The sequence below is a fragment of the Pedobacter sp. HMWF019 genome (assembly GCF_003061025.1).
Taxonomy (GTDB): Bacteria; Bacteroidota; Bacteroidia; order Sphingobacteriales; family Sphingobacteriaceae; genus Pedobacter.
This window is the reverse complement of sequence record NZ_QAIL01000263.1, coordinates 1-5,539: the sequence shown is the minus strand read 5'-3', so window position 1 is coordinate 5,539 and position 5,539 is coordinate 1. Positions and strand designations below refer to the sequence as shown.

5 protein-coding genes are annotated in these 5,539 nt (G+C 42.2%); 4 read left to right on the top strand and 1 reads right to left on the bottom strand.

Annotated features, from left to right (window positions below):
• Nucleotides 1–58: 58 nt before the first annotated feature.
• The 4 genes from DBR11_RS15320 (at nt 59) to uxuA (ending at nt 5,231) form a co-directional block, all read left to right on the top strand.
• Complete coding sequence (locus tag DBR11_RS15320) at nt 59–1,123, top strand: HlyD family secretion protein (RefSeq protein WP_108553533.1); 1,065 nt, start codon at nt 59–61, stop codon at nt 1,121–1,123.
• Nucleotides 1,120–2,715 carry an MFS transporter gene (locus DBR11_RS15315; protein WP_108553532.1) on the top strand — a complete coding sequence of 532 codons (1,596 nt, stop codon included), beginning with the start codon at nt 1,120–1,122 and terminating at the stop codon, nt 2,713–2,715. The genes DBR11_RS15320 and DBR11_RS15315 overlap by 4 nt, the downstream gene beginning before the upstream one ends.
• 168 nt (nt 2,716–2,883) lie before the next feature.
• Entirely contained in the window at nt 2,884–3,924 is a 1,041-nt protein-coding gene (locus tag DBR11_RS15310; protein WP_108553531.1) for an LD-carboxypeptidase, read from the top strand.
• A 131-nt stretch (nt 3,925–4,055) separates the two neighbouring features.
• The gene (gene uxuA, locus DBR11_RS15305) at nt 4,056–5,231 is read left to right on the top strand and encodes a mannonate dehydratase (protein WP_108553530.1); all 1,176 of its coding nucleotides are present in this window, start codon (nt 4,056–4,058) and stop codon (nt 5,229–5,231) included.
• Between the two features lie 8 nt (nt 5,232–5,239).
• Here uxuA and DBR11_RS15300 read toward each other — a convergent pair whose 3' ends face one another.
• Nucleotides 5,240–5,488 carry a hypothetical protein gene (locus DBR11_RS15300; protein ID WP_108553529.1) on the bottom strand — a complete coding sequence of 83 codons (249 nt, stop codon included), beginning with the start codon at nt 5,486–5,488 and terminating at the stop codon, nt 5,240–5,242.
• Nucleotides 5,489–5,539 lie beyond the last annotated feature (51 nt).

Sequence of the window (5,539 nt, the reverse complement as noted above, 5' to 3'; positions counted from 1 at the left end):
CAAATTGCAGCCCAGTTACAATATTTTCAATTACAAAAAGCTATAGGCAATCTTTAAAATGGAAACTAAGAATAAAAATTATACAACTACAGATCAGTTAATTACTAAAGTCACTGCCTGGATTGCCGGCATTATTGTGCTTTGTTTGGTGATTTGGGGCTGCATTTCACTTTGGGATCTTTATAAAAATGAGGAAACCAATGATGCACAGGTAGAGGAATATATTAACCCTGTCACCTCACGGGTAACCGGTTACATCAGGGAAATCAAATATGAAGAAAACCAGGACGTTAAAAAAGGAGATACCCTGCTGGTGATCGACAACAGCGAATATAAATTGGGCGAACAGGAAGCTGAGGCTGCGTTGCTTAATGCACAGGCGCAGATCAAAGTGATGGAAAGCAATGAGCAAACCACATCCAAAATCGCGAGTGTCAGCCAGTCTCAGATTGCCTCGGCTAAAGCCAAACTCCTAAAACAACAGCAGGACTACGACCGCTATTCCAAATTATTTAAAGTGGAGTCGGCTACACTTCAGCAACTGGAAAACAGCAAAGCAGCTTTAGATGTGGCGAATGCAGAATATAAATCTGCCCTGAACAGTTATGAAGCCTCGATGTCAAAAGTGAACGATATTAAGTCTCAAAAAGATGTTTATCTGGCGGAAATTAAACGCAGAGAAGCTCTGCTGAACAGGAATAAACTGGATGTTGGCTATACGGTGATTATTGCTCCTTACAATGGGAAAATGGGTAGAAGAACCATACAGGAAGGTCAGTTAATACAGGCCGGACAAACTCTTGCTTTTATCGTAGATCAGGAAGCTGGAAAATGGGTGATTGCCAATTTTAAAGAAACCCAAATCGCCGGGATGCATTTAAATGGCCGCGTTACCATCGAAACAGATGCTTTTCCCGGAGAGAAATTCGAGGGTAGTATCGTATCCCTTTCCCCGGCAACAGGAGCAAGGTTCTCTTTGCTTCCTCCAGACAATTCTACCGGAAATTTCGTAAAGGTGGTACAGCGTATTCCTGTAAAAATCAAATTAACAGACCCGGCTTCTGTAACTGATAAACTCAGAGCGGGTATGAATGCCAACGTAGTGATTGCGAAAAATCAATGAGCCAGGTCATCCCCGTATTTAAGCCATGGGTGCCAGACTGGTTGGTTAAGATCACCATCTTCCTGGTCATTCTTCCCTGCTTGCTGCTCTTCGGGCTTTCAACCGCAAATGCGGGTGCAGCCGCGGGTTTTTATGGAATCGAACCTGCCGATGTGCAGTATTCGATGATCATCTTTTATGCCGCAGTAGCAAGTTTTTTTGCCCTTGAAAGACGTTTCTTCGTATATATCGCCAGCCGGGAATACTTTATTGTTGGGGTTGGCCTGCAAATATTAACCTCCTATATTTGTTTTCATACCCATAGTTTACCGGTATTGTTCATTTTCAGGTTTATACAAGGTATGGCCAATTGTATGACCACGAGCATCTGTATTACTTTGATTTTTAGCAGGCTACAAGGCGAAAGAGCAAGGGAAATAGGTTACTCCGTTTTTTATGGCATGTTGCTTTGTATCACACCCGTTTCTATCCTGTTAACTGCACCAGTAGTAGATAATTACGACTATAATTTTTTGTACAAAGGAATTATGTTCTGTTATATCCCCGGAGCAATTCTTTTGCTTTGCATGATGAATGCGGTGAGGCTCAATAAAAAAATCCCATTGTACCAGATTGACTGGCCCAGTTTTGTAATCTACGCTGCCGTACTCTGCCTTATTGGATATGTGCTTGCATATGGGCAGCAGTATTACTGGCTACAAGACAACCGGATTTGGAAAAGCTGTATCGCCATTGTGTTGCTCCTGGTTATCCATGTATACCGCCAGTTGAATTTAAAAAGGCCCAGCCAGAACATGGCAGTGTTTAAATACCGCAATTATGTGGTAGGAATGTGTCTGATCTTTGTATTGTACATCGTTAGGGGTGCCCTTGGCGTAACTAACCTGTATTTTGCCAATGTACTCGGTATGGACCCGTATCATATTTCCTATATCATGCTGGCTAATATTATCGGTATTATATTGAGCATTCTTATCTCTTCCAGACTATTGATCCTTAAAAGGCCAGTACGCCTAATCTGGATTTACGGCTTCGTATTGCTGTTGATTTATCATGCCTGGATGGTATTTCTTTTTAATACGCAAGCCGACGCGTCCACATTTATTATTCCATTAATTTTACAAGGTATGGGGGCGGGTATGCTGATGACACCAATTATCGTATTTGCAATATCTTCTGTTCCTGAACATCTTGGAGGAACAGCATCAGCTGTAGGTGTATTTTTCAGGTTCTTAGGATTTTGCAGCAGTATCGCGCTGGTTAACTTTTATCAGTTGTATAACAAAACCAATCATGTTAACCGCTTTCAAGAGCAGCTGACCAATCTCAATCCTGTAGCCGTAGACCGCTTGGCAACTTACAAAAGAATGCTAATGGCAAAAGGCGTCCCTGCAGATCAGGCAACAAAAATTGCCACTGGTTTACTCAGCAGGTCTGTTGATGTTCAGGCACAAATCAGATCAGCAGTAGATTATTATACCCTGATCAGCATTCTGCTAGTGGTTGTTGTTTTAGTCATCGCATTAATTCCATACATCAACCGCACCATTATCAATGTAAGATCTAAACAACCCGCACCCATTTCTTACTAAGCTCAACCTTTATAGACTCCTCCTCTTGCTAGGCGCTATGTAAAAATCAATATTACTCAGAGAGGACCTCAGGGCGCCTTGCCACAAGGGCGCAGCGAGGCAAGGAGTCCAGTCCTCGAAGAGTAATATTGATTTTTTATACTAATTTGCAAGTACTAAATCTTGCAAATGGACCGTAAACATTTTCTATCTTCAGCACTCCTTGCCGGAGCTTCACTATCCACCGTAAAGAGTTGGGCAATCACACCAATCCCTTCTGATGCCCCCCTAAACGCTGGCAAATATCGTATCCCGCCTTATCTTAAACCCGGCGACACCATCGGAATCACTTGTCCGGCTGGTTTTATTACCCAGGAGGAAATTGCGCCCTCGGTTAAACTGATGGAAAGCTGGGGATACCAGGTGAAAATTGGAAAAACAGTAGGTGCCAGAGATTTTACCTACGGAGGTACAGACCAGGAAAGGACAGCAGATCTGCAACAGATGCTGGACGATATACAAGTAAAGGCCATCATGTGTGCCAGGGGAGGTTACGGGGCAGTGCGGATTATCGATAAGATCGATTTTAAAAGCTTCACTGAACATCCCAAATGGATCATTGGATTTAGCGATATCACTGTATTACATTGCCATTTGAGCAGGAATTTTAAGATCGCCTCGCTACATTCCAAAATGTGCAACAGCTTTCCGGCCGACTGGAGCCTGGCCGAACCAATACAAATCGAAACTATTCTGTCTATCCGGCAAGCATTAGCGGGAGAAGCCCTTAAATATACCAGTCCGCCGCATGAAAAGAATAGACCAGGAAGAGCTGAAGGCTTGATTGTAGGTGGAAATTTAAGCATCATTGAAACCCTGGCCGGAAGTCAGTCAGATTTAGATGCTGATGGAAAAATCCTTTTTGTAGAGGATACCGGCGAATACCTATATGGAATAGACCGTATGTTCTGGAATTTGAAAAGAACAGGAAAACTCGCCCGGTTAAAAGGCCTTATTATTGGAGGTTTTAAATTGAAACCTGATGACCCGGGAGAAGAATTTGGCAGAACCATCGTTGATATTGTAATGGAAAAAATTGCAGAATATAACTACCCGGTCTGCTTTGACTTTCCGGTAGGCCATCAGCGAAACAACTTTGCGTTAAAATGTGGTGTGAACCATATTTTTACAGTGGATCAAGGTGGATCGAGCCTTACTTCCTTAAGTTAAAGTCAGCTCTGATTCGAATCAGAAAAGGAAACGTTCATTGTAAGTTTAGCCGGAAACGTTTCCGTAAATATTTAGGATTTAGACCTTCAGCGCAGTCAAAATTTGATTAATATTGAGTTTCAAAAGAACATATGGGAACTCAACCACATAAATTACTACAAACCTGGCGCTGGTATGGTCCGGCAGATCCGGTAAGCCTTCAGGATGTAAAACAAGCTGGTGCAACCGGTATTGTAACGGCACTACATCACATTCCTCATGGTGAAGTATGGCCAGTAAAAGATATTGAAGAAAGAAAATCGATCATTGAAGCAGCAGGATTACAATGGTCTGTTGTAGAAAGTGTACCTGTTCATGAAGCCATTAAAACACGTAGGGCAGATGCCGGGCTGTATATAGAGAATTATAAAACTACCTTAAAAAACCTGGCTGCCTGCGGTATCAAAACCGTTTGTTATAATTTTATGCCTGTTTTAGACTGGACACGCACACAATTGGATCTGGAGATGACCGATGGGTCCAAAGCCTTATACTTTAACTGGACAGATCTGGCCGTATTTGATCTTTTCATTTTAGAAAGAGCGGGAGCGGAGCAGGACTATGATCCGGCTATCGTTACAAAAGCCCGGGCCCGTTTTAATGAAATGGATCAAAAGGCGTTAGAAGAACTGCGGATCAATGTGCTCATGGGTATTCCCAATGAGAAGGAAATTGAACTGTCTGCATTACAAAACAGCATAGATGAATACAAGGTTATTGGAACCGAGGGTTTGAAACAAAACCTTACCTGGTTTTTAAATTCTATTGCTGAAGTCTGTACACAGACAGGCGTAAAAATGACCATTCACCCGGATGATCCTCCCTATCCGATCCTGGGCCTGCCAAGAATAGCCAGTACCAAGGCAGATTTTGAATATATCCTGTCGAGCGTAGACCAGCCTTTTAATGGGGTATGTTTTTGTACGGGATCTTTAGGAGCTGGAGTATCCAACAATTTACTGGAGATTTTTAATGTAGTTAAAGATCGGGTATATTTTCTGCACTTAAGAAATGTGACCAAAGATAATGAAGGCAATTTTTATGAAGCAGATCACCTGGGCGGAGACGTCAATATGTACGAAATCATGAAGGCTGTAACGACTGAAAACCACTTGCGAGATACACCAATTCCTTTCCGTCCGGATCATGGACACCAGATGCTGGACGATCTGAATAAAGTGACTAACCCAGGCTATTCTGCCATAGGAAGACTGCGGGGCTTAGCGGAATTAAGAGGACTTGAATTGGGTGTAACAGGCAATTATTAAGTATTTGCTTACTTTTTACCATGTAAAGAGTCGTCATTTTCGGGGGTAGAAGGGCTACTACTGCCTTTTTCAGAAGCATTGATGAGATTTTTTTTGTCATTTTCCTGATTTAAATTTTCGATCTGTGGCAGCTCATTACTGGTTCTACGGTCTGTGGTACTGTTGAATTGAGGTTGAGTGTTGTCTTGTGGTTTGTTGGGGTTATAGTCTTTATTATCAGGTGTTTTGCTTTTGTTGTTCTGATCTTTGCTTTTCATGGCTGTTCAATTGAAAGATATAAAACATTAAACAATCAGAAAAGGCAATGG

Excerpts from the sequence above, each read along its gene's own strand:
- DBR11_RS15320 (WP_108553533.1), top strand. The coding sequence starts at position 59 with ATGGAAACTAAGAATAAAAATTATACAACTACAGATCAGTTAATTACT.
- DBR11_RS15315 (WP_108553532.1), top strand. The coding sequence starts at position 1,120 with ATGAGCCAGGTCATCCCCGTATTTAAGCCATGGGTGCCAGACTGGTTG.
- DBR11_RS15310 (WP_108553531.1), top strand. The coding sequence starts at position 2,884 with ATGGACCGTAAACATTTTCTATCTTCAGCACTCCTTGCCGGAGCTTCA.
- uxuA (WP_108553530.1), top strand. The coding sequence starts at position 4,056 with ATGGGAACTCAACCACATAAATTACTACAAACCTGGCGCTGGTATGGT.
- DBR11_RS15300 (WP_108553529.1), bottom strand. The coding sequence starts at position 5,488 with ATGAAAAGCAAAGATCAGAACAACAAAAGCAAAACACCTGATAATAAA.